Source organism: Streptomyces sp. CB02400 (assembly GCF_001905725.1).
Taxonomy (GTDB): Bacteria; Actinomycetota; Actinomycetes; order Streptomycetales; family Streptomycetaceae; genus Streptomyces; species Streptomyces atrovirens.
In genome coordinates this window covers 113,196-135,944 of the sequence record NZ_LIWB01000004.1, presented here as the reverse complement: position 1 = coordinate 135,944, position 22,749 = coordinate 113,196, and the positions used below count along the sequence as shown (strand labels likewise).

At 72.3% G+C, this 22,749-nt stretch carries 17 protein-coding genes; 9 read left to right on the top strand and 8 right to left on the bottom strand.

What is annotated here, in order from left to right:
• Positions 1–14 precede the first annotated feature (14 nt).
• Positions 15–338: a DUF3293 domain-containing protein gene (locus AMK33_RS11490; RefSeq protein ID WP_073932709.1), complete on the bottom strand. Its 324-nt coding sequence runs from the start codon at positions 336–338 to the stop codon at positions 15–17.
• Between the two features lie 227 nt (positions 339–565).
• Here AMK33_RS11490 and AMK33_RS11485 point away from each other — a divergent pair, with 227 nt between their 5' ends.
• Positions 566–1,660 (top strand): hypothetical protein, encoded by a 1,095-nt coding sequence (locus AMK33_RS11485; RefSeq protein ID WP_073932708.1) that lies wholly within the window; start codon positions 566–568, stop codon positions 1,658–1,660.
• Between the two features lie 164 nt (positions 1,661–1,824).
• Here the strand turns inward: AMK33_RS11485 and AMK33_RS11480 are convergent, their stop codons facing one another.
• The 4 genes from AMK33_RS11480 to AMK33_RS11465 all read right to left on the bottom strand — a co-directional run bounded on the left by AMK33_RS11480 (position 1,825) and on the right by AMK33_RS11465 (position 5,566).
• Positions 1,825–3,021, bottom strand: a complete 1,197-nt coding sequence (locus AMK33_RS11480; RefSeq protein ID WP_073932707.1) for an alpha/beta hydrolase family protein — start codon at positions 3,019–3,021, stop codon at positions 1,825–1,827.
• A gap of 165 nt (positions 3,022–3,186) precedes the next feature.
• Positions 3,187–3,894, bottom strand: coding sequence for an ester cyclase (locus AMK33_RS11475; RefSeq protein WP_073932706.1), 708 nt, complete (start codon positions 3,892–3,894; stop codon positions 3,187–3,189).
• Between the two features lie 156 nt (positions 3,895–4,050).
• The gene (locus AMK33_RS11470; RefSeq protein WP_073932705.1) at positions 4,051–4,824 is read right to left on the bottom strand and encodes an SDR family NAD(P)-dependent oxidoreductase; all 774 of its coding nucleotides are present in this window, start codon (positions 4,822–4,824) and stop codon (positions 4,051–4,053) included.
• Between the two features lie 61 nt (positions 4,825–4,885).
• The gene (locus tag AMK33_RS11465) at positions 4,886–5,566 is read right to left on the bottom strand and encodes an MOSC domain-containing protein (RefSeq protein WP_073932704.1); all 681 of its coding nucleotides are present in this window, start codon (positions 5,564–5,566) and stop codon (positions 4,886–4,888) included.
• 80 nt (positions 5,567–5,646) lie between these two features.
• On the opposite strand from AMK33_RS11465, the gene AMK33_RS11460 reads away from it, so the two are divergent.
• Positions 5,647–6,543, top strand: coding sequence for a LysR family transcriptional regulator (locus AMK33_RS11460; protein ID WP_073932703.1), 897 nt, complete (start codon positions 5,647–5,649; stop codon positions 6,541–6,543).
• 122 nt (positions 6,544–6,665) lie between these two features.
• On the opposite strand, the gene AMK33_RS11455 is transcribed toward AMK33_RS11460, so the two are convergent.
• Positions 6,666–6,995 (bottom strand): WhiB family transcriptional regulator, encoded by a 330-nt coding sequence (locus AMK33_RS11455; protein WP_030221185.1) that lies wholly within the window; start codon positions 6,993–6,995, stop codon positions 6,666–6,668.
• A 380-nt stretch (positions 6,996–7,375) separates the two neighbouring features.
• Here AMK33_RS11455 and AMK33_RS11450 point away from each other — a divergent pair, with 380 nt between their 5' ends.
• The 4 genes from AMK33_RS11450 (at position 7,376) to AMK33_RS11435 (ending at position 12,790) form a co-directional block, all read left to right on the top strand.
• Positions 7,376–7,987 (top strand): response regulator transcription factor, encoded by a 612-nt coding sequence (locus tag AMK33_RS11450; protein ID WP_003948568.1) that lies wholly within the window; start codon positions 7,376–7,378, stop codon positions 7,985–7,987.
• 1,286 nt (positions 7,988–9,273) lie between these two features.
• The gene (locus AMK33_RS11445) at positions 9,274–9,861 is read left to right on the top strand and encodes a sigma-70 family RNA polymerase sigma factor (RefSeq protein ID WP_030829597.1); all 588 of its coding nucleotides are present in this window, start codon (positions 9,274–9,276) and stop codon (positions 9,859–9,861) included.
• Positions 9,862–10,032: 171 nt separating this feature from the next.
• Complete coding sequence (gene guaB / locus AMK33_RS11440) at positions 10,033–11,538, top strand: IMP dehydrogenase (RefSeq protein WP_073932702.1); 1,506 nt, start codon at positions 10,033–10,035, stop codon at positions 11,536–11,538.
• A gap of 127 nt (positions 11,539–11,665) precedes the next feature.
• The gene (locus AMK33_RS11435; protein ID WP_073932701.1) at positions 11,666–12,790 is read left to right on the top strand and encodes a GuaB3 family IMP dehydrogenase-related protein; all 1,125 of its coding nucleotides are present in this window, start codon (positions 11,666–11,668) and stop codon (positions 12,788–12,790) included.
• A 588-nt stretch (positions 12,791–13,378) separates the two neighbouring features.
• Here AMK33_RS11435 and AMK33_RS11425 read toward each other — a convergent pair.
• Positions 13,379–14,587, bottom strand: coding sequence for a nucleotide sugar dehydrogenase (locus AMK33_RS11425; protein WP_073932699.1), 1,209 nt, complete (start codon positions 14,585–14,587; stop codon positions 13,379–13,381).
• Between the two features lie 272 nt (positions 14,588–14,859).
• On the opposite strand from AMK33_RS11425, the gene AMK33_RS11420 reads away from it, so the two are divergent.
• Entirely contained in the window at positions 14,860–16,566 is a 1,707-nt protein-coding gene (locus AMK33_RS11420) for a glycerol-3-phosphate dehydrogenase/oxidase (RefSeq protein ID WP_073932698.1), read from the top strand.
• 113 nt (positions 16,567–16,679) lie between these two features.
• Here the strand turns inward: AMK33_RS11420 and AMK33_RS11415 are convergent, their stop codons facing one another.
• Entirely contained in the window at positions 16,680–17,723 is a 1,044-nt protein-coding gene (locus AMK33_RS11415) for a serine hydrolase domain-containing protein (protein ID WP_073932697.1), read from the bottom strand.
• A 170-nt stretch (positions 17,724–17,893) separates the two neighbouring features.
• On the opposite strand from AMK33_RS11415, the gene AMK33_RS11410 reads away from it, so the two are divergent.
• Positions 17,894–19,966, top strand: coding sequence for a serine/threonine-protein kinase (locus tag AMK33_RS11410; protein WP_073932696.1), 2,073 nt, complete (start codon positions 17,894–17,896; stop codon positions 19,964–19,966).
• Between the two features lie 153 nt (positions 19,967–20,119).
• Complete coding sequence (locus AMK33_RS11405; protein WP_073932695.1) at positions 20,120–22,684, top strand: protein kinase domain-containing protein; 2,565 nt, start codon at positions 20,120–20,122, stop codon at positions 22,682–22,684.
• Positions 22,685–22,749 lie beyond the last annotated feature (65 nt).

Genomic DNA, 22,749 nt, shown 5'->3' with positions numbered 1-22,749 from the left:
GCCTACGCCTACGCCTACGCCCGTCCGGACGCCGCCCATCCGCTCACCACCCATCCGCTCACCGCCACGGCGCCGCTTCCGCACGCCAGGACCCGCCAGGCGTCGGGGGACCAGGCGAACACCGCGTCCTGGCCGAAGCGGCGCCCCAGAGCACGCGCCGCCGCATCGCTCAGTCCGACGGCGGCGCTCTCCTCCCGGTGCGTGCCGCTCACGTCGCCTCCCGCCGCGGGCCACGAGGTGAGACCACGGCGACGGACCTCGTCGAGCAGCAGACGCTGGTCACGGGCGTTGGCGTCGTCCGACGCGGTACGGCCGCGGGGGTTCCAGGCGGTGATCACATGGACGGTGGTATTGCTGCCGTCCGGTACCGGGAAGAGACCCTCGGCCGTGCCCCGAGGACGTGGCGCGGCGCGTCGCCGTCACGGAACGGCCGTCCCCACCCTGTGCGTTCGCGGTGCCGTGACCACCGTCCACACGGTGGTGCCGGGCCGCGGGGACGCCCCACGGTCCTCGGTGAGCGCGAAGGGCGGTCCACCCTGTCAGTGGGGCCCGTTACCTTCGGGTCATGTCGATCACCGCACAACTGCGCGACTCGGTGAGGCTGCCGGGTGGGCGCGCACTGGTCAACGGCTTCGCGCTGGAAAGCCGCAGGGACGGTCCCTGCCGCGCCTTGCTCCGGAACGGGCACGAGCTGGAGGTCTACGACCTCCGGGAGTTGTTCGCGGGGGAGCGCGCGCCGACGGCCGTCTTCCCCCTGCCCTGGCCCCGGTGGGACCACGGCGTTCACTCGGTGAGCCCGGACGGCACCTTCGCGGTCTTCTCGGGGCAGCGCGCGGTACGGGCCATGGGGACGGACGGGAAGACGCTGTGGGAGTACCGGCACAACTGCTGGGGTCCCGAGCTCGATCACCCGCACACGGGCGACGAGCAGGAGGTGTGCCGTGGTTCGGAGCACGGCTCCTGCCGGATCTCGGACGACGGCAGGCTCGTATGGGCGCATGTCGTGGCAGAGCCGGAACCGGGCGACTGGCAGGAGCGCTGGGTGGTCCTGGACGCCCGCGACGGACGGGAGTTGGGGTGGCTGCCGCTGGACGGCGGGACGGCCGGTTCGCACCACCTCTCCCATCCGGACGGTGTCCACATGGGGCTGAGTATCGGCATGGGCCAGGACGGCATCCTGCTGTACTGGGCGCGCCGGGACGGCGAGAAGCTGACCGGCTGGGACGTGAACGAGGGCCTGGACCGCATCCTGACGGACGTCCACGCGGGACACCCCGGCTTCCTGACGGTCGAGCACTACGGGGCGGACCTGCAACTCCACGCCCTGGACGGCACGGTGATCGCCGAGCAGGAACCCGAATCGGCCGACGACGACGAAGACGACGACGAGACTTACTGGGACTACTCCTGCGGCTTCGTCGACGCCGACACCGTCATCGCCTCGACGGTCGAATCCGACGAGGACCCGGAGGGGGCCCGCCACTGGCTGCTCGACGCGCACACGTTGCGCATACGCGGGGTGGTCACGTACCCGACGGGCCCCGTCGACAGCTACGTACGCCCGCTCGGCGACGGGACCTGGCTCACGTACGACGACAAGAGCGAGACGCTCCACCGCTGGGCGCGGGCGGCGGCACCCGAGCCCCGAGCCGCCCGGTAGCAGGTGACCAGGCCACCCGGTCACTCTCGTGATCGCCACGCTCCTCGTCCGGCACGAGGAACACGAGCGCGCACCCGCCTCCGCGGTCAACCGCTGAAAGCCACGACCGGTGCCCCGGACGCGGCACTCGGCGGTACTCGGCGGCACTCAGCGACATCGCCCGGTCACGGCTGCCGGGACACGACGTCGGGATATGTGTTCGCGGAGCCGTCCAGGAGCGGCTGCGGCAGGCCCCGCAGGTGGAGGTCGAAGAAGGCTGCCACGTAGTCACGGGTGATGCGCCATCCGCGTTCCGCGGAGAGCGGTACGGCGGGGTCCGCCAGCCCCAACCGGTCGGCGAGGTGGGGCAGGTCCGTGAAGGAGAAGTGCCCGGCGCCGGTCACGGTCAGCCAGCGCTTCCAGCCGTCCAGGTGCCGCCATGCCTCGGACCAGTCGCTCACCGCGCTGCCGGGACCGTGCGTGGACTCGCTGCCGAGCATCATGAACGGGCGCCGGCCGAGCCCCGCCGCGGCGGGGCTCAGGAAGAAGTTGCCGTCCAGGTCGGCCCCGGCCCGCACGCGGTGGTCGGCGGCCATGGTCGCCGCGGCGGTCGCGCCTCCGATCGAGTGCCCGGCGACGCCGATCCGGTCCGGGTCGATGGCGCGGGACAGCGCCCCCGTGCGTCGCCGGCCGGTCAGCTCGTCGATCACGAACGACATGTCCTCGGCCCGGCCGCGCACGACCGACGCCTCCCCGGCCGTGCCGACCTGTTCACAGGCCGCGCAGGTCAGCACCCGGCCGCCGGGAAAGGCGGTGCCGACGGATTCGTACGCGTGGTCCACCAGGGCGACGACATAGCCGCGACTGGCCAGGTCGTCGGCGAGCGAGGTGAGCGTGGCGCGCGGCATCGAGAAGCCGGGGGAGAGCAGCACCAAGGGGAAGCGCCCCGCTGCCGGGAGCGCCCCCTCCCGGGCATGCGTCCGCGCCCCGGACACCGTCTCGGCGGGCACGATGCCACCGAGTCCCCGCGCCTCCAGGAGGAGCCGTGCCTCGTCGGTGGTCATGTACGCCGCGCGGGGGCCGCCGGCCCGGCGGGACGGGTAGGACACCGACACCATCAGCTCCCGGTCGCCGGCCGCCGGTACCCACGGGTCGGTGCGGTGCCGGTCGACCAGGTGCAGGGTGCGCCGGCCCACCGGGTACGGGCCGGTGGGGTACGGCAGTTCCAGCCCGTCCGGGTGGAAGGACCGGGGTGAGGTCCGGACGTCGGCGGCCACGTCGGCCACGGCGACCGGTGCGGCCGGTGCGGCACCCAGGAGAGGGACGGACAGGGCGAGGGCGAGCAGGGTGGCCGGGGCGGCTCTGCGGGGTCTGGTGATCATGCGGCCGACGCTAGGTCCCGGGATGTTCTCAACACATCGCCCCGCAGGCGCGCTTGGGCGTACCGCTTCGGTCTGACCCCGTCCGCCCCAGGTATCACGAGGGGGCGGCAAGAGGCGTGGGACCGAGGCGGTCGTCCGTCGGCGCCGGCTCAGAGATCCGTCGGCTCAGAGATCCGTCGGCTCCAGCGCCCCCAGCCGCGCCATCAGCCCCAGCCGGTCGTACTGCCACCAGCCCTCGACGATCTTCCCGTTGTCGCCGAAGCGGAAGATGGTCGTGCCCGTCATGGTGGCCTTCCTCCCCGTCGCCGGGATGCCGAGGAAGTCGCCCTTGTGGGTGCCCTCCCAGCTCCACCGGGTGCACACCCGGTCCCCCTCGGCGAGCTGGTCTTCGATCCGGAACGCGAAGTCGAAGCCACCGCGCCACACGTCCATCTCGCGCCGGAGGTGGTCGAGGCCGATGACGTCCTGCTCGTTGGCCGGATCGTGGTCGTGGTAGTGCTCCTCGATCAGACCCGTCATCGGGGAGAGGTCGTCCTCGGTGGCCAGGATCTCGAAGAAGCGCCGCGCGGAGTCCGCGTTCAGCCGCGCGTCGCGCACCACGTCCAGGTCCGTGAAAGTCGGCATACCGTCACACAGGGCCACCATCTCCCGGAAGATCCGGTCGGTCTCCGGCAGCTTGGAGTTCCGCATCGCCTCCTCGTACGACGGGAACTCCACGATCTCGACGACGTGCGACGTGTCCGCGCGGTCCTTGCCGACCACCGCGTGCGTCGCCGTCCGCTTCCCCCTGGTCTGCTCGGCCCACTGGTCCAGGAGCCGGTCCATCTCCTCGAACCGGCTGGTCCTGCAGTCGATGAGCTGTAGGAAGGTCATGGCTCTCGCCTCCGGTCCCCCTGCGTCCGGGTCGGTTCCGTCAGCACCCATTTTCTCCCGGGGAGCGGGCTCCGTCCCGCTGTGGCGGGGCGGCCGTCGGGTCACCCGTACAAGGTCTGCCGGGGCCTGCCGGGGCCTGCCGGGGCCTGCCGGGGCCTACCGAGGCCCGTACTTCCGTCCCGTCCGCGACGAGATCCCGCCCAGCAACCCGCGCGGGACCAGCTTCGCCGCCCCCATCAGCGCCTTGTAGCGCGGATCCGGGATCGACAGAGTCTTGCCCCGGGCCAGGTCCGCGAGCGCCGCCGCGGCGACCTTGTCCGCGTCCAGCCACATCCAGTTCGGGATGTTGTCCGTGCCCATCCCGGCCCGCGCGTGGAACTCGGTGCGCACGAAACCGGGGCACAGCGCCATCAGCCGTACGCCGTGGCCCGCCAGGTCCTGTGCCGCGCCCTGGGTGAACTGCACGACCCACGCCTTGGACGCCCCGTAGGTCCCGCGCGGCACGAACGCGGCGGTCGAGGCGACGTTCACGACACCTCCGCGCCCGCGCTCGCGCATCGCCTCCACCGCCGCCGACGTCAGCCGGAGCACCGCCTCGCAGTGCACCTTGAGCATCCTCAGCTCGTCGGCCATGGGGACCTCGAGGTAACGGCCCCGGTGGCCGAAGCCGGCGTTGTTGACCAGCAGGTCGACGGGGTTCTTGCGGTCGCCGAGACGGTCGGCCACCGCCTCGATGCCCTTGTCCTCGGCCAGGTCGGCGGTCAGCACCTCCGCCTCGATGCCGTGGCGGTCGTGCAGCTCGGTCGCCTGTTCGCGCAGCCGGACGGTGTCGCGGGCGACCAGCACCAGATCGTGTCCGTCGGCCGCCAGCCGCCGCGCGAACGCGGCACCGATCCCAGCCGTCGATCCCGTAATCAGAGCCGTTGTCATGGCGCAAGAGTAGTTACCCGGAGGAGGGGCGTCCGCTTCGTGTCATCCCATGGACATGCCGTCAGGCCGTCGGCTCCGTCCCGTGCTTCTCCACGTACGTCCGTGCCGTCGCCAAAGCCTCCGGATGCAGCGCCCCGCCCGCCGCCAGCAGCCGGGGCAGCAGCGCCCGCTCGGTCGTCACCGCGCGGAACTGCAGCGCGACCGTCACCTCGTGATCCGGCCGGTGCACGATCCGTACGGCGTCACCCGCGCGTATCTCACCGGGCCGGATCACCCGGAAGTACGCCCCCGGCGCACCCCGCCGCGTGAACCGCTTCACCCAGCCCTTCTCACCCAGATGGCCCTGGAAGGTGCGGCAGGGGATACGCCCGGAGGTGACCTCCAGCACCACCTCGGGACCGACGGCCCAGCGCTCACCGATCAGGGCGCCGGACACGTCGATCCCCTCGGTGGTGAGGTTCTCGCCGAACATGCCGTTCGTCAGCGGGCGCCCCAGCGTGCGCTCCCACTCGTCGAGGTCCTCGCGGGCCATGGCGTACACCGCCTGGTCGTCCCCGCCGTGGTGCCGGGTCTCGCACACGGCGTCCCCGGCCAGGCCGCTCGCGCCGATCCCCTTCGGCCCCGGCGCGGCCACCCGCACCGGCCCGTCCACGGGCTGCTTGTCGATGCCGGTCACACCCTCGCGGTGGTCCGTGTAGGGCACGGCCTTGGGTCGCCCCAGGTTCACAGACAGAAGCTTCATGAGTCGCACGGTAAGCGATGAACATCAAAGCGTCGACGCATTATCCGGCGCCGTGTCAAAGTTCGGCTTATCCTTGAGGTGTGATCGAAGCCCGTCATCTCCGCGTGCTGCGTGCCGTGGCCACCTCCGGTTCCTTCTCCGCCGCGGCCCGCGAACTGGGCTGCACCCAGCCCGCCGTCAGCCAGCAGATGAAGGCCCTGGAGGCGTCCGTAGGGACGCCCCTGCTCATACGCAGCGGCCGCGAGATGCGCCTGACGCAGGCCGGAGAGGCGCTGGTGCGGCACGCGGCCGGGATCATCGCCGGACTGACCGCCGCCGAGGAGGAGGTCGCCGCCATCGCCGGGCTCCGCGCGGGCCGGGTCCGGCTCGTCTCCTTCCCCAGCGGCAGCTCCACACTCGTCCCCACGGCCCTCGCCGCCCTGCGCGCCGCCCACCCCGGCACCCGGGTCTCCCTGGAGGAGGCCGAACCGCCCCGCTCCGTGGAGATGCTGCGCGAGGGCGACTGCGACGTGGCCCTCGCCTTCCGGTACGAAGGGGCGGCGGGCGCCGAGGAGTGGGACGACCTCGTCGTACGGCCGCTGCTGTCGGACCGGCTGGTGGGGCTCGTGCCCGAACGGCACCGGCTCGCCCGCGCGGAGTCCGTCGCCATCGGCGAACTCGCCGACGAGCCCTGGATCGCCGGCTGCCCGCGCTGCCGGGGCCAGCTGGTCGAGGTGTGCGAGACGGCCGGCTTCACCCCGCGCATCGACTTCGCGACCGACGACTACCCGGCCGTCGCCGGACTGGTCGGCGCCGGACTCGGGGTGGCGGTGCTGCCCCAGCTCGCCATCGAGTCGGTACGGCCCAGGGGAGTGCGCACCGTGGCGCTGGAGCCCGCCGTGCGCCGGGAGATCGTCGCGCTCACCCTCCCGGACCTCGCCCAGGTGCCGGCGGTCACCGCGACGCTGGAGAAGCTGGCCGGGGCGGCCGCCCGGTAAGGGGGTTCAGGGTACGTGGTCACCGCGTGTGAGGAGCGGTTGATCACCCCCAGTGACGAAGCAAGGGTACGGGTGCGTGCCCCGTGTTCTCGGTGTGTCGGTGTGCTTGAAGAAACGTTCCTTCAATTGTTCGAAGCGGTGTGCCCGCCGGCGGCCGATGCCGACACCAGCCGGTTGCGCGCCCGCCCCATCAGCTCTTCGCGCTCGTCCTCGGTCAGTCCGCCCCACACGCCGTACGGTTCGCGTACCGCCAGCGCGTGTGCGGCGCACTCGGCGCGCACCGGGCACCTCATGCAGACCTCTTTGGCCGAGTTCTCGCGAGCGCTTCGAGCCGCACCACGCTCGCCCTCCGGGTGGAAGAAGAGCGAGCTGTCCACCCCGCGGCAGGCAGCCAGGAGCTGCCAGTCCCACAGGTCCGCGTTCGGTCCGGGAAGGCGGGAGAAATCTGCCATTGCGTGACCCCTTGTAGCCGTTCTGGGCGGATCCGGTGTCCACGACCGTACAACTACGATCCAAGGAGATGAAAATATGACTCATTGCGAATCTAGCCCCGGACACCAACAAAGGGGAAGAAAAGGGGCTGAATGGGGCATGGCTTGTGGTGAAAGTTCGGAGGTCCGTCGCGCGTATCTCCATCGTGTCCGCCTCCTCACGTAGAGTGCCGAAGGTGGCAGACGGCCCCGTAACTCTTTCGAGTGACCGTCGTTGAGAGTGCGAGGCGGTTGAAGGGACAAGCGCTCGGGCGGGCGTCCGAGACGGTCGACCGCACAGGTGACGATTTCGTACCAGCCTGGAGGCTCAAGGTGACGCGCATCAGCTGCGGAGGGCGGCCATGACTTCCGTCCTCGTCTGCGACGACTCCCCGCTTGCCCGAGAGGCGCTCCGCCGCGCGGTTGCGACCGTGCCCGGCGTCGAGCGCGTGACGACGGCTGCCAACGGCGAGGAAGTCCTCCGCCGCTGGGGTGCCGACCGCTCGGACCTGATTCTGATGGACGTACGCATGCCCGGATTGGGCGGCGTCGAGACGGTCCGGCGACTGCTGTCCGCCGACCCCGGAGCGCGCATCATCATGCTCACGGTCGCCGAGGACCTCGACGGTGTGGCGCTCGCGGTGGCGGCCGGCGCGCGCGGCTATCTGCACAAGGACGCCTCCCGCGCGGAGCTGCGGGCCACGGTCACGCAGGCGCTCGCCGACCCGACCTGGCGGCTCGCCCCGCGCCGGCTGCGCTCCGCCGAGATGGGCGCGGCGCCCACGCTCACCGCGCGGGAGATCCAGGTCCTCGAAGGCATGAGCCACGGCCGCTCCAACGCCGAGATCGGCCGCGAGCTGTTCCTCTCCGAGGACACCGTCAAGACGCACGCGCGGCGGCTCTTCAAGAAGCTCGGCGCGTCGGACCGGGCCCACGCGGTGGCGCTCGGCTTCCGGTGGGGCCTGGTGCGCTAGGGCCGACTTACGTCGGGATCACGCCGGGCAGCGAGCAGGGCCCCGGGCCCTGCACCGCGGGACGGTGGCGGGCCCTGGTGCCTGGGCGTGTGTGGCCTGACGGGGATTCGGGGCCACGTGCCCGGCGACGTGGACCGGCGGGGCAGCCGGGGCGCGGCCGGCGCGGAACCGGGAGCCCCGGGTTCGACACGGTCCGAACGAGAGGCCCTGGGCCCCTTCCGCCCCGGACCGGTCCACCTCGCCGAGCGGCGCCTGTGAACGCTCCTGCCCGGTCCCCCGGCCACCGGGACCAGCGCGACACACCCGTGCGACCGGCCGCGCACGCTCCGGGCCCGAGCGAAACCCGCCGGCCACGAGGTTCCGCGCCCTGAGGGGACGTGGTTCCGGCGGGACACGGAGCCTGCGGCTGCACAGGGTGCGCGGTGCGCTTCCGGTGGCGGTGGGTATGCGGGTTGTGGCTCCGGGCGGTGTGTTTTTCGGTGCGCGGGGTGTGGCTCCGCGCGGTGCGCTTCCGGTGGGCACGGGGTCTGCGGCCTCGCGCGGTGTGCTGTCGGTGGGCACGGGGTCTGCGGCCTCGCGCGGTGTGCTGTCGGTGGGCGCGGGGTTCGTGGCCTCGCGCGGTGTGCTGTCAATGGGCACGGGGTTCGTGGCCTCGCGCGGTGTGCTGTCGGCGCACGGAAAGTCCGTGGCTGCGGTGGCGTGCTGCCGGTGGGGTGAAGCCCGTGGTCCCGCGCGGCGCAACACGGCCCCACGGACCCGAACCGAGCCGCACGGCAGACCATGGAGCCGACCGGGCGGGTCCCGGAGCAGGCCGCGCCGGCCCTGGAGCACGCCGAGTCGGCAGAGCCGGCCGGATCCGCCGGGCCCGGGGTGTGCAAGCCCTCGTCGTCGGCTGTGCCCGGAGTGTGGGCATGCCTGTCGTCCGCCGTGCGGGGTGTGGAAGCCCCGTCAGCCTGGCCTGGGGCGCGAGCCCCTTGTCGTCGGCTGTGCCTGGGGTGCGGGCACGCCCGTCGTCCGTCGCGCGGGGCGTGGAAGCCCCGCCGTCTACCGCGCCCGGGGTGCGAAAACCCCCGTCCACCAGCGCCTCGGCGGCAGCCGCCCGGTGCCCACTGCTCGTTTCGCCGCGGATGCCGCATCCTTGAGGTGTGGAGTTCCTCGGGGACGAGTCGGTCGAGCGGAAGGGGAGGGCGCAAGGGATGAGTTCCGGCGCACCTGCTCATAACGCTTCGGTGCACAACCAGGGACACGGTGCCGCGGACCAGACGTCCGCAAGGCACCATGGACCGATGCGCGACGACGAGGCGGGCACTGCCCAAGGGGCGATCGGTGCGCTCGTCCATCGCGCGGTCGACGGAGACGAGCAGGCCACGCACGATCTGCTCGCCCATGTCCACCCCCTGGCACTGCGCTACTGCCGCACCCGGCTGTCGCGGCTGCCCGGCGACGCCCGGCACTTCGTCGAGGACCTCGCCCAGGAAGTCTGCGTCGCGGTGCTCCTCGCGCTGCCCCGCTACAAGGACACCGGCCGGCCCTTCGAGGCGTTCATCTTCGCCATCGCCTCCCACAAGGTCGCCGACCTGCAGCGCGCGGCGATGCGGCACCCCGGCTCGACGGCCGTGCCCTCCGACGAGATGCCCGAACGCCCCGACGACTCCCTCGGCCCGGAGGAGCGCGCCCTGCTCAGCAGCGACGCGGAATGGGCCAAGAAACTGCTGGCCAACCTGCCCGAGAACCAGCGCGAGCTGCTTCTGCTGCGGATCGCCGTGGGCCTCACGGCGGAGGAGACTGGACAGATGTTGGGAATGTCACCCGGCGCCGTCCGGGTGGCCCAGCACCGCGCGCTGAGCCGGCTGCGCGCCCTGGCGGAGCAGTAACCCCCGCCACCGCGCCGCCCCTTCGGCGTACGAACGGAATATGAACGGAAGATCAGCCGTTCCCGTACGAACATACGAAGCCTGGAGCCGTGCGAAACCGTGGAATGAGACACCCGCGCTTCCCGTTAGCATGGACATCCGCACCGATCAAGGCCATTTGGGGAAGGTGTCATGACTGCCAACGTCGACGGAGTGCCCGGTAAATTCGCGACACTCGGGCTGACCTACGACGACGTGCTGCTGCTGCCGGGCGCGTCGGACATGGCGCCCGACCAGATCGACACCGCCTCGTACGTCTCCAAGAACGTGCGGGTCAACATCCCGCTGCTGTCCGCCGCCATGGACAAGGTCACCGAGTCGCGCATGGCGATCGCGATGGCCCGCCAGGGCGGCGTCGGCGTACTGCACCGGAACCTGTCCATCGAGGGCCAGGCCAACCAGGTCGACCTGGTGAAGCGCTCCGAGTCCGGCATGGTGACCGACCCGATCACCATCCACCCGGACGCCACGCTCGCCGAGGCCGACGCCCTGTGCGCCAAGTTCCGCATCAGCGGCGTCCCGGTCACCGACGGCAACAAGAAGCTGCTCGGCATCGTCACCAACCGCGACATGGCCTTCGAGACCGACCGCTCCCGTCAGGTGCGCGAGGTCATGACGCCGATGCCGCTGGTCACCGGCAAGGTCGGCATCTCCGGCCCGGACGCCATGGAGCTGCTGCGCCGCCACAAGATCGAGAAGCTTCCACTGGTCGACGACAGCGGCGTCCTCAAGGGCCTGATCACGGTCAAGGACTTCGTGAAGGCCGAGAAGTACCCCAACGCCGCCAAGGACGCCGAGGGACGCCTCCTGGTCGGTGCCGCGGTCGGTGTCGCCGGTGACGCCTTCGAGCGCGCCCAGGCCCTGATCGAGGCGGGTGTCGACTTCATCGTCGTCGACACCGCGCACGGCCACTCCCGCCTGGTCGGCGACATGGTCGCCAAGATCAAGTCGAACTCCTCCGGCGTCGACGTCATCGGCGGCAACATCGCCACGCGCGACGGCGCCAAGGCCCTCGTCGACGCGGGCTGCGACGGCATCAAGGTCGGTGTCGGCCCCGGTTCCATCTGCACCACGCGTGTCGTCGCCGGCGTCGGCGTCCCGCAGGTCACGGCGATCTACGAGGCCGCGCTGGCCGCCAAGGAGGCCGGTGTCCCGGTCATCGGCGACGGCGGCCTGCAGTACTCCGGCGACATCGCCAAGGCTCTCGTCGCGGGCGCCGACACGGTGATGCTGGGCTCGCTGCTCGCGGGCTGCGAGGAGTCCCCGGGCGAGCTGCTGTTCATCAACGGCAAGCAGTTCAAGTCGTACCGCGGCATGGGCTCGCTGGGCGCCATGCAGACGCGCGGCGACCGCAAGTCGTTCTCCAAGGACCGCTACTTCCAGGAGGGCGTCGCCTCCGACGAGCAGCTCGTGCCCGAGGGCATCGAGGGCCAGGTGCCCTACCGCGGCCCGCTCTCCTCGGTCGTCCACCAGCTGGTCGGCGGCCTGCGCCAGTCGATGTTCTACGTCGGCGGACGCACCGTGCCCGAGCTCCAGGACAACGGCCGCTTCGTACGGATCACCTCCGCGGGCCTCAAGGAGAGCCACCCGCACGACATCCAGATGACGGTCGAGGCACCGAACTACAGCCGCAAGTAGACAGAAGGCCTTCCAGGGCGGTCCCGGAACATCCGGGGCCGCCCTCGCCGTACGTCCGGGGCGGTGGGCGCCGCGGCCGTCGGGGATACTGGAAGGCGCTGCAACGCATCAGGGAAAGGCCACAGACGTGACTGAGATCGAGATCGGGCGCGGCAAGCGCGGCCGCCGGGCGTACGCCTTCGACGACATCGCCGTCGTCCCCAGCCGCCGTACGCGGGACCCGAAGGAGGTCTCGATCGCCTGGCAGATCGACGCCTACCGCTTCGAGCTGCCGTTCCTGGCCGCTCCCATGGACTCGGTCGTCTCGCCGGCCACCGCGATCCGCATCGGCGAGCTCGGCGGCCTCGGCGTGCTGAACCTCGAGGGCCTGTGGACCCGCTACGAGGACCCGCAGTCCCTGCTGGACGAGATCGTCGGCCTGCCCGCCGAGACGGCCACCCGCCGCCTCCAGGAGATCTACGCCGCCCCCATCAAGGAGGAGCTGATCGGGCAGCGCATCAAGGAGGTGCGCGACTCGGGCGTCGTCACCGCCGCCGCGCTCTCCCCGCAGCGCACCGCCCAGTTCTCCAAGGCCGTCGTCGACGCGGGCGTGGACATCTTCGTCATCCGCGGTACGACGGTGTCGGCGGAGCACGTCTCCGGCGCGCACGAGCCGCTGAACCTGAAGCAGTTCATCTACGAGCTCGACGTCCCGGTGATCGTCGGCGGCTGCGCCACGTACACGGCCGCCCTGCACCTGATGCGCACCGGCGCGGCGGGCGTCCTCGTCGGCTTCGGCGGCGGCGCCGCGCACACCACGCGCAACGTGCTCGGCATCCAGGTGCCCATGGCCACCGCGGTCGCCGACGTGGCCGCCGCCCGCCGCGACTACATGGACGAGTCCGGCGGCCGGTACGTGCACGTCATCGCGGACGGCGGTGTCGGCTGGTCCGGCGACCTGCCCAAGGCGATCGCCTGCGGCGCCGACTCCGTGATGATGGGCTCCCCGCTGGCCCGCGCGACGGACGGCCCGGGCAAGGGCAACCACTGGGGCATGGAGGCCGTCAACGAGGAGCTGCCGCGCGGCCAGAAGGTCGACCTCGGCACGGTCGGCACGCTGGAGGAGATCCTCACCGGCCCGTCCCACACCCCCGACGGCTCGATGAACCTCTTCGGCGCCCTGCGCCGCGCGATGGCCACGACCGGCTACAGCGAGCTGAAGGAGTTCCAGCGCGTCGAGGTGACGGTGGCGGACTCGCAGCACCGGCGGTAGTCCTTCTCACGGCGCGCGAAGGGGCCGATCACCTGGGTGGGGTGATCGGCCCCTTTCGCGTGTCCGCGTGCGCGGACGAGGCGCCCCATATCCGAGGGCGCGCTATGGGCCGTCTCCGCAAGGCCCACCACCTGGGACCGGATCCATCTGCGGATGGTGAAGTTCCGGAGGAGGCGTGTCGTGTGGCTCTGCGGGAAGTGAGCGGCCACCGTTCCTTCGAACTGAGCAGGAGTGAGCCCATCCAGCCGCACGCCCCGAACGATCTTGAGCGCACTGGTCCCCGGCATACTCAACCCCAGGGCGGCGACACGCATCGTGTGCGTGGTCCGGTCCCAGGAGGCCAGTTCCCTGCGCGACCTGCTACGCACGTACGGTCGGAGGCGACGAGGAGGCCCCGAACCATCACTCTGGTGGAGCGGGGGCCCCGCACGCCCGGCGCCGTACCAGCGCCCAGATCGCACGATCACGCTAGCCCGGTCGGCCCAGTGCACCGCAAGCCCGCGGGTACGCCTTCACTCGATCGAGTCAACTCGTCCTCCGCGCACTCCCTGGTAGGCATTACCAACCCGCCGGCCACCCGGCGCCCCCTCACAACCGGTGCGCCGCCCCCGTAGGCGTAGCCCCCCGCGTGTCCAGCATCAGCTGGGCCTTCACCGACAGGCCCTGGAGGTCGTACGTGCGGTGCTGCTGGAGGAGGATCGTCAGGTCGGCGTCGGCGGCGGCCTCGTAGAGGGAGTCCGCGCGGGGGACGGGGTGGTCGAGGACGTTCCAGGACGGTACGTGCGGGTCGTGGTAGCTGACGGAGGCGCCCAGCTCCATCAGCCGGGCCGCGATCTCCTGGGCCGGGGAGCCCTGCTGGTCGGCGAGATCGGGCTTGTAGGTGACGCCGAGAAGCAGCACGCGCGCGCCGCGCGCGGACTTGCCGTGCTCGTTGAGGAGCGCGGCGGCGCGCTGCACGACGTAGCGCGGCATACGGCCGTTGACCTCCCCGGCCAGTTCCGCCATGCGCAGGGTGCGGCCCGCGTGGGCGGTCAGGTCCTGGGGGACGGCGTGGCCGCCGACGCCGGGGCCGGGGCGGAACGCCTGGAAGCCGAAGGGCTTGGTCTCCGCGCATCTGAGGACGTCCCACAGGTCGATGCCCAGGTCATGACAGAGGGCGGCCATCTCGTTGACGAGGGCGATGTTGACGTGCCGGAAGTTGGTCTCCAGGAGCTGTACGGTCTCCGCCTCGCGCAGGCCACGCGCGCGTACCACCTTGTCGGTGATGCGTCCGTAGAAGGCGGCGGCCGACTCCGTGCAGGCGGAAGTGAGGCCGCCGATGACCTTCGGGGTGTTAGCGGGGGTGTGGTCGCGGTTGCCGGGGTCGACCCGGCTCGGGGAGTAGGCGAGGTGGAAATCGTGCCCCGCGCGCAGGCCCGAACCCGATTCGAGCAGGCGCAGCAGGGGCCCCTCCGTCGTCCCGGGGGGTACCGGGGACTCGAGGATCACCGTGGTGTGCGGGCGCAGCCGCGCGGCGAGGGTGCGGGCGGCCGTCTCCACCTGGCCCAGATCCAGCCCGCCGTCCGCACCACGCGGAGTAGGTGAGCAGATGACGGCGGTGCGCACCCGGCCGAGCTCGGCGGCGTTGGCGGTCGTGCGGAAGCCCTGCGCGAGCATGCGTCGCTGTTCGGCGGCGCTGAGGGAGCCCGGCTCGGGGCCGGTCCGGTAACCGATGGTGGAGATGCCGGCGGCGACGGCGGCCTGGGCCAGGGGCAGGCCGTACGGGCCGAGTCCGATGACGGCGAGATCTGCGGGCATGGCGTGGGCCGTCCTTCCCAATAACCGGAGTGCGACAGGTGCGCAAGCCCTGTGGACTGGACAGGCGAGCGCAATGTCAGACTAGGAGTAAATATGACCGATATATGGGATTGGTCGGCTGAGTTTCGGTGAGTCGTTCCGCAGGGTTGTCCACAAGCCGGGGTCCGTGGTGGCCGAAGTCGGGCAAGCCGGTCAGAATTTGGGCATGAGGGTGGGGGACCGGGCTTCGCCCGACGGGTGCGGCCGATGCGACCGATGAGCGGGAGGCAGCGGTGAGGACAGCGACACTGGGGCCGGCGCAGCGCGCCGAATCACTCGCGTCCATGGCCGAGCACGAGCTGGACGTGCTGGTGGTGGGCGGCGGCGTGGTCGGCGCGGGTACGGCGCTCGACGCCGCGACGCGCGGCCTGTCCACGGGCCTGGTCGAGGCGCGTGACTGGGCGTCGGGCACCTCCAGCCGGTCCAGCAAGCTGATCCACGGTGGCCTGCGCTATCTGGAGATGCTCGACTTCGTGCTCGTACGGGAGGCGTTGAAGGAGCGCGGCCTGCTGCTGGAGCGGCTCGCTCCGCATCTGGTGCGCCCGGTGCCGTTCCTGTACCCGCTGCAGCACAAGGGCTGGGAGCGGTTGTACGCCGGATCGGGCGTCGCGCTGTACGACACCATGGCGATGGCCCGGGGACACGGGCGCGGCCTGCCCGTGCACCGCCACCTGACCCGCCGTCACGCGCTGCGGGTGGCACCCTGTCTGAAGAAGGACGCGCTGGTCGGAGCCCTGCAGTACTACGACGCCCAGATGGACGACGCCCGGTTCGTGGCGACGCTGGTGCGCACGGCGGCGGCGTACGGCGCGAAAGCCGCCAACCGCGCGAGGGTCACGGGGTTCCTGCGCGAGGGCGAACGCGTCGTGGGCGCCCGGGTGCAGGACGTCGAGGGCGGCGGCGAGTACGAGATCCACGCCAAGCAGGTCGTCAACGCCACCGGGGTGTGGACCGACGACACCCAGGCGATGGTCGGCGAACGCGGACAGTTCCACGTACGGGCCTCGAAGGGCATCCACCTGGTCGTCCCCAAGGACCGCATCCACTCCACGACCGGGCTCATCCTGCGCACCGAGAAGTCCGTGCTGTTCGTCATACCCTGGGGCCGGCACTGGATCGTGGGCACCACGGACACCGACTGGGACCTCGACAAGGCGCACCCGGCCGCGTCCAGCGCGGACATCGACTACCTGCTGGAGCACGTGAACTCGGTGCTCGCGGTGCCGCTGACGCGGGACGACGTGGAGGGCGTGTACGCCGGTCTGCGGCCGCTGCTCGCCGGTGAGTCGGACGCCACGAGCAAGCTGTCCCGCGAGCACACCGTGGCACATCCGGTACCCGGACTCGTCGTGGTGGCGGGCGGCAAGTACACGACGTACCGGGTCATGGCCAAGGACGCGGTGGACGCGGCGGTGCACGGACTCGACGTGCGTGTCGCCGACTGCGTCACCGAGGACACGCCGCTGGTCGGCGCCGAGGGCTACCACGCGCTGTGGAACGCGCGGGCGCGCACAGCCGCGCGCACCGGCCTGCACACGGTACGGGTGGAGCACCTGCTGCACCGGTACGGCGCGTTGGCGGAGGAGGTCCTGGACCTCATCGCCTCGGACCCCTCGCTGGGCGAGCCGCTCCGGGCCGCCGACGACTATCTGCGTGCCGAGATCACCTATGCCGCCTCGCACGAGGGTGCGCGGCACCTGGACGACGTGCTGACCAGGCGCACCCGTATCTCGATCGAGACGTTCGACCGGGGGACGCGCAGCGCCCGTGAGGCGGCCGAGCTGATGGCGCCGGTGCTGGGCTGGGACAAGGACCAGATCGAGCGCGAGGTACGGCACTACGAGAAGCGGGTGGAGGCCGAGCGGGAGTCGCAGCGGCAGCCCGACGACCTGACGGCGGACGCGGCACGGCTGGGTGCCCCGGACATCGTGCCGTTGTAGCCGAAGGCCGCAGGTCGTGGGCCGTGGGCCGCGAGTCGTGGGCCGCTGGCCACCGGCCCGAATCACTCGAACGGGTGGCGGGATCCGGGATCTCCGTTCGGAACCCGGTCGTTCTAGGAGGTGCGAGGGCAGAACTCGGCCGCGAGCACCGCGGGTTCGAGACCGGGGTCCGCCATCGACTCCGTGTTCACGCGGAAGGTGAGGACACGCCGGCCGTCGACCGTGGCCGCGGTGCGCACGTAGCTGCCGGAGATGCGCCCGTTGTGTCCCCACACCGTGGTGCCGCACGGAAGCGTCACAGGAAACAGGCCCATGCCGTACGAGCCGTGTGCGGTGCGGGTGTCGAGCATCTCGCGCAGCCGGCGCGGGGGCAGCAGTTCACCGCCGAGCAGGGCCGCGTAGAAGCGGTCCAGGTCGGCGAGCGTGGTCACCAACTCGCCCGCGGCGCCGGCCACCCGCGGGTCGAGCCGGGTGACGTCGGTTCCGTCGGTCGCGTAGGAGCGGCCGTGCGGCGAGGGCAGAGAGGTCAGGGAACCCGGGAAGGAGGTGCCCGTCAGACGCAGCGGAGCGATGATGCGGCGCTCGACCTCGGCGGCGTACGAGCGGCCGGTGACCTGTTCGACGACCAGGCCGAGCAGGACGTAGTTGGTGTTCGAGTAGGAGAAGCGGCCGGGGTCGGCCGGGGGGTGGGTGAGCGCGATGCGTACGGCCTGAAGAGGGGTGACCGGCACGGTGCCTCGCGTGTCCACGGAGAAGTCGTACAGGCCGCTGGTGTGGGTGAGCAGGGAACGCAGGGTCAGCGCGCGGCCGTCGTTGCCCGCTCCCCGCACCAGGCCGGGCAGATGTTCCTCCACGGTGCCGGACAGTGACAGGCGGCCTTCGTCGGCCAGTTGCAGGACGACCGTGGCGACGAACGTCTTGGTGATGCTGCCGGCGCGGAAGTGGTCGGCACGCTCGATGCCCGGGCCGGTGTCGGCGTAGCGGGCGCCGGTCTCCTCCAGGGCCAGCAGGGCCGCGGCCGGGGCGCCGCCCCGTGTGACCAGCAGCGGAAGGAGCGCGTCCGTAGGCGGGACGGCCGGGGCCGGGGAGGCGGTCGGGGCCAGGGCGAGCAGGGCCAGGGACACAGGAACGGCCAATAGTGTCCGAAGCGGCGGCATCCCTGCTCCTCCCATGTCGGAGGCCCATCATGCAGGGCGGGGGGACGTGTCCGTCACCCGGGTGCCGTGCCGCCGGGCCCGGTGTGCGGCCAGAGGCACCCTGGGCGTCGACCACTTGTCGGGTGAGGGACAATGAAGGCTCTGTCAGGGCGGGTTGCATGAGGGGACGCATGTCGGAGGCGGAGCGGGCGGGGACATCCCGTCAGGACAAGAGCGCACGTCTCCTCGCCGGGCGGTACCGGCTGGGAGATGTGCTCGGCCGCGGCGGCATGGGCACGGTGTGGCGGGCCCAGGACGAGACTCTGGGGCGGACCGTCGCCGTCAAGGAGCTCCGCTTCCCGTCGAACATCGACGAGGACGAGAAGCGGCGGCTGATCACGCGGACCCTGCGCGAGGCCAAGGCGATCGCGCGGATCCGCAACAACAGCGCTGTGACGGTCTTCGACGTGGTCGAGGAGGACGACCGGCCCTGGATCGTGATGGAACTCGTCGAGGGCAAGTCGCTCGCCGAGGCCATCCGAGAGGACGGCCTGCTGGAGCCGCGGCGCGCGGCGGAGGTCGGCCTCGCCATCCTGGACGTCCTGCGCTCCGCGCACCGCGAGGGCATCCTGCACCGTGACGTGAAGCCGTCGAACGTGCTGATCGCCGAGGACGGCCGGGTCGTGCTCACGGACTTCGGCATCGCCCAGGTCGAGGGCGACCCGTCCATCACCTCGACCGGCATGCTGGTCGGCGCCCCCTCCTACATCTCCCCGGAGCGGGCCCGCGGGCACAAGCCGGGGCCGGCGGCCGACCTGTGGTCGCTCGGCGGGCTGCTGTACGCGGCGGTGGAGGGCACTCCGCCGTACGACAAGGGGTCCGCGATCGCGACGCTCACGGCGGTGATGACCGAGCCGCTCGACGAGCCGAAGAACGCGGGGCCGCTCAGGGACGTCATCTACGGGCTGCTCAACAAGGACCCCGCCCAGCGGCTCGACGACCGCGGCGCCCGGGCCATGCTGAACGCGGTCCTCGACGCGCCCGCGCCCAAGGAGGCCGGGGAGCCGGCGGACGCGACGAAGGTCGTGCCGCTGCCCGAGCAGCCGGACGAGCGGGCGGGCGCCGGGGGCAGGCGCGGCGAGGAGGCCGGGGAGAAGCTGCGGGGCGCGCTGCGTTCCGTGCGGAAGGCGGCGGTGGCGGCCGGCTCGGCCGGTGCCGCCGCGGCGACCCGCGCCAAGTCCGGCGGTGGCGGCACCGCTTCGGCCGCCGAGCCGGCCGCGGGAACCAGGAGCACGTCGGCGGGTGCCTCCGGGACGAGGCCCGGCGCGGCATCGCCCTCCGCTCCGGCCGCGAAGCCCGCCGCGAGGCCGGCCCAGGCGTCCGGCCCGGGTGCGCAGGGGACCGCGCGGCAGAAGCCGGACGCCGGTGGCCGCAGTTCGGGCTGGCCGGTGATGACGCCGCCGGACCTGCCGGCCAGGGCCGTGCCGCGGGCGCCGCTCACCGATGTGGTGCCGCGCCGGACGCTGATCATCATCGCGGTGGTCGTGGTGCTCGCCGTGCTCGGCGCCGTGCTGGCCCTCACGCTCGGCGGCGACGACGAGGGCGACAAGGGAGCCAAGGGCAGCGGCGGCGGGACCGTCGTCAGCGGGACCCCGAGCGCCGACACCAAGGGTGACGAAGGGGACGGCACCCGCACCGACGGCACGGCGACCGAGCCGACGGGCACGGGAACGGGTTCGGCGACCACCACCGCGGGCACCGGCACCGGCGGATCGGCCGGGGACGAGGACGAGGCCGGGGAAGAGGCCGGAGAAGAGGACGGCGGCGGTACGTCGGCGGCGGAGACGTACGAAGGGAACCAGGGGTACTCGATCGGGCTGCCCGAGGGATGGAAGTTCCAGTCGACGGGGGCCGCCGGGGACCGGTTCACCGGGCCGAACGGACAGAAGCTGCTCATCGGCTGGACGACCACGCCGAAGGACGACCCGGTCGCGGACTGGAAGAACCAGGAACGCAGCATGGTGCGTTCCCAGTACCAGCGGATCCGTATCGAGGCGGTGGACTACCGCGGTTGGAACACGGCCGACTGGGAGTTCACCTATGTGGAGAGCGGGACCAAGTACCGGTCCATCGACCGGGGGACCGTCGTCGGCGACCGGCTCGGGTACGGGCTGATGTACACGGCCAAGGCCGCCGACTGGGGCAGCGACCAGCGCAAGGACACCTGGCGGACGCTGACGAAGACGTTCCGGCCGAAGTCCTGAGCATGACCGGCCCGCGGAATGGGGAGGCAGATGTGGCATCCCCTCTCTGCGGGTTGCCTCCGGCACGTATCGTGAATGCTTGCGGACCGTACGCAGCCGGAACGGCCCGCCGGGCGAACGGAACCGATCGACCGTAGTGCCGGGGGAGGCAACGTGGACGACTATGCGGGACGGGTTCTCGCCGACCGCTACCGCCTGCCGCTGCCGCCCTCCGACGAGTACGAACTGACCGAGACCCGCGCCTTCGACACCTACAGCGGGCAGGAAGTCCTGGTCAGACAGGTCCCGTTGCCGGAGGTCGTCGAGGCCGAGGTGCTGGACGCGGAGGGGCTGCCCGACGGTTTCACCGCCCGTGACAGGGGTGCGCGGCGTGGCGGACCCGGGCCCGCGTCCGCGCGCGGGGGCACGCGACGGCCCGCCGACCCGGTCGTGCGGCGCGCGGTCGAGGCCGCGCAGGCGGCGGCCGCCATCCCCGACCACCCACGCCTGGACCAGGTCTTCGACGTGTTCGCGGAGGGCGGTTCGCTGTGGATCGTCAGTGAACTCGTGTCCGCGCGTCCGCTCGCCGCCCTGCTCGCCGAGAAGCCGCTGTCCCCGTACCGGGCGGCGGAGGTCGCCTCCGACGTCCTGACCGCGCTGCGGGTACTGCACTCCCACGGCTGGGTGCACCGCAACATCACCGCGCGCACGGTGCTCGTCTGCGACGACGGCCGGGTGATGCTCACCGGTCTCGCGGTCGGTGCGGCGGAGGAGGCACTGTGCGGGTACGACCCGGTGCCCGCTCCGGACGAGGAACCGGGGCGGACAGCGGGGGCGATCGAGGCCCTGGGACCGGCGGCACCCGCGGGCGCGCCGGACGCCGGGCGCGGCCCGTCCTGGCCGCCCGGGTTCACCCGCGAGCCCGACGCCGACCCCGATGCCGCGCGCCGGGCCGCCATCGAGGCTCGGGCCGGCCGGATGTCCGGCGGTGGGGCGGACACGGCGGGTGGTCTTTCGCCCGTGGCGGCCCCCAAGGCCCTCGACAGCGCGGGCGACGTGCGGGCGGCCCGCGCGGGGGCGATCGCCGCGTACCGGGCGGGTGCCCGGGCCGCCGCCCGGGTGCAGGAGGCCCAGCAGAGCGGCCGTGCCGCCCTGCCCGGCGCCCGGCCCGCCCCCGAGGACGGCGGGGGCCCGGCCTCCGTCCCGCAGCACGGCAGCGGCTCCGCGCAGCCGCCGTACGTCTCCCGGCCGGGGGACGAGGGCGCGGGCACGACGGCCGCCGCGATTCCGCCGGGACAGATAGCCGACCCCTACGGTGTGGGCGCCACCGGCTGGCACGGGGCCGCGCCCCGTGCGGGCAGCGGGGGCGGCAGCGGACGCACCGCCCCGGGAACACCCGAAACCCCCGCGGCCCCCGCGGCCCTCGAACCGGCGGCCGCCCCCGCCCCGCCCGCACGCTGGGACGACCTGGTGGCCCACGCCCCCGCGCGCCGCGGCCCGACCACCGCGCTGGCCGCCGAGCGGGCGCGGCAGGCGCGCATGGCCGTCGTCGGGCCCGTGACCGAGCGGTGGGCGCCGGAGCAGGCCGGACCCGTGCACGAGAACTGGCAGCTTGCCGCCCCGATCGGCCCCGCCACCGACCTCTGGGCGCTGGGTTCCCTGCTGTTCCGGGCCGTACAGGGACACGCGCCCTACCCGGAGGAGTCGACGGCCGAGCTGGTGCAGATGGTGTGCGCCGAGCCGCCCGCGTTCGCCGAGGAGTGCGGGCCGCTGCGGCCGGTCGTGGAGTCGCTGCTGCGTCAGGACCCCACCGAGCGCCTCGACTTCGAGGAGCTGCGCGGCTGGCTGCGTTCGCTGGTGCGCTCCGCGCCCGAGCCCGAGGCGGGTGTGCACGTCATAGCGGCACCGCCCGCCGACGCGAGCAAGCTGCCCGTCATACGGCGCCGGGGCGAGCTGGTGCGCAGGCGCCGCGCCGGGCTCCCCGCGCACCACGGGCGGCACAAGCGGGCCAGGCGGGACGCCGGTTCCCCGCGCCGGCTCGGCCGCACCCTGCTCCTGCTGGTGCTGCTCGCCATGGCGGCGGCGATCGCGTACGCCATGCTGTTCATGCCGAAGTCCGGTGAGGGCGACTCGGGTTCGGCCGACCGTACCGGAGCCGCCGGTGAGGTGAGCCCCGCGCCGAGCCCACCGGACGCCGAGCAGAAATCGCCGAAGCCCGAGGACAGTCCCAAGAACGGCCCCAAGGAGTCGGCCGCCTCCACCGAGACGCAGACCACCGGCCCCGAGGTCGCCGACGGCTTCACCCTGGCCAAGGACCCGGAGGGTTTCCGGGTCGCCGTCGCCGAGGGCTGGCAGCGCACCGCGAAGAACGGCAGCGGCCAGGTCGTCTACTCCGAGGGGGACTTCGAGCTCATCGTCGTACCGGGCCGGGACAGCGCGCAGCGGTACGGCAGTGATCCCATGGCCTACCAGCGGGACGACGAGCGCGAACTCCAGCCCTACCGCGACTCCAGCTGGGCCACCTCCACCGGCCTGAAGACCATCGAGGTGGGCGGGCGGACCATGGCCGAGGGCCAGTTCACCTGGACCGGCGACGGCGGCGAACTGTACGTCCGCAATCTCGCGGCGCTGATCGACGGCCGTTACCACGTGGTGCAGGTACGCGGACCGGAGGCCGAACGGGACGAGGTGACCCGGCTCTACGAGCAGGCGGCGGCGACCTACCGGTTCACCGGCTGAACCACCGACTCCACGCGGTCACAGGGGTTTTGGTTGCCTGACGCCCCATACGGCGACAACTGTCA

Excerpts from the sequence above, each read along its gene's own strand:
- AMK33_RS11465 (WP_073932704.1), bottom strand. The coding sequence starts at position 5,566 with ATGAAGCTTCTGTCTGTGAACCTGGGGCGACCCAAGGCCGTGCCCTAC.
- AMK33_RS11415 (WP_073932697.1), bottom strand. The coding sequence starts at position 17,723 with ATGCCGCCGCTTCGGACACTATTGGCCGTTCCTGTGTCCCTGGCCCTG.
- AMK33_RS11410 (WP_073932696.1), top strand. The coding sequence starts at position 17,894 with ATGTCGGAGGCGGAGCGGGCGGGGACATCCCGTCAGGACAAGAGCGCA.
- AMK33_RS11455 (WP_030221185.1), bottom strand. The coding sequence starts at position 6,995 with ATGGCAGATTTCTCCCGCCTTCCCGGACCGAACGCGGACCTGTGGGAC.
- AMK33_RS11445 (WP_030829597.1), top strand. The coding sequence starts at position 9,274 with ATGCGCGACGACGAGGCGGGCACTGCCCAAGGGGCGATCGGTGCGCTC.
- guaB (WP_073932702.1), top strand. The coding sequence starts at position 10,033 with ATGACTGCCAACGTCGACGGAGTGCCCGGTAAATTCGCGACACTCGGG.
- AMK33_RS11480 (WP_073932707.1), bottom strand. The coding sequence starts at position 3,021 with ATGATCACCAGACCCCGCAGAGCCGCCCCGGCCACCCTGCTCGCCCTC.
- AMK33_RS11485 (WP_073932708.1), top strand. The coding sequence starts at position 566 with ATGTCGATCACCGCACAACTGCGCGACTCGGTGAGGCTGCCGGGTGGG.
- AMK33_RS11475 (WP_073932706.1), bottom strand. The coding sequence starts at position 3,894 with ATGACCTTCCTACAGCTCATCGACTGCAGGACCAGCCGGTTCGAGGAG.
- AMK33_RS11425 (WP_073932699.1), bottom strand. The coding sequence starts at position 14,587 with ATGCCCGCAGATCTCGCCGTCATCGGACTCGGCCCGTACGGCCTGCCC.
- AMK33_RS11450 (WP_003948568.1), top strand. The coding sequence starts at position 7,376 with ATGACTTCCGTCCTCGTCTGCGACGACTCCCCGCTTGCCCGAGAGGCG.
- AMK33_RS11470 (WP_073932705.1), bottom strand. The coding sequence starts at position 4,824 with ATGACAACGGCTCTGATTACGGGATCGACGGCTGGGATCGGTGCCGCG.